Source organism: Pseudoalteromonas sp. GW168-MNA-CIBAN-0100, assembly GCF_040309225.1.
GTDB classification, from domain to species: domain Bacteria; phylum Pseudomonadota; class Gammaproteobacteria; order Enterobacterales; family Alteromonadaceae; genus Pseudoalteromonas; species Pseudoalteromonas arctica.
The window spans coordinates 1-232 of the sequence record NZ_JBEOOL010001169.1 but is presented as its reverse complement, the minus strand read 5'-3'; the positions used below and the strand labels follow the sequence as shown (position 1 = coordinate 232).

General features: G+C 41.4%; 1 protein-coding gene. It reads left to right on the top strand.

Annotated features, from left to right (window positions below; translation table 11 throughout):
- Positions 1-45: 45 nt before the first annotated feature.
- On the top strand, positions 46-232 hold a 187-nt coding region (locus AAEY62_RS25065; RefSeq protein WP_350637212.1), incomplete at its 3' end, for an urease accessory protein UreH domain-containing protein.

Below are 232 nucleotides of genomic sequence, written 5' to 3'. Positions count from 1 at the left end.
ATAGTATCTTGTTTGAAGATGACAAAGAGCAGCATAACAAAAGTAATGATTGACCCTATTTTTGTCAGTGCTTTTTTTATGGGCCTAATTGGCAGCGGCCATTGCATTGCAATGTGTGGTGGCATAGCCAGCTCATTGCAATTAGCCAGTAATAAACGCCAAACCCTCATTTACTCTTTTGCTTATAATATAGGCCGAGCGCTAAGTTACATGCTTGCAGGCGCATTAGTGG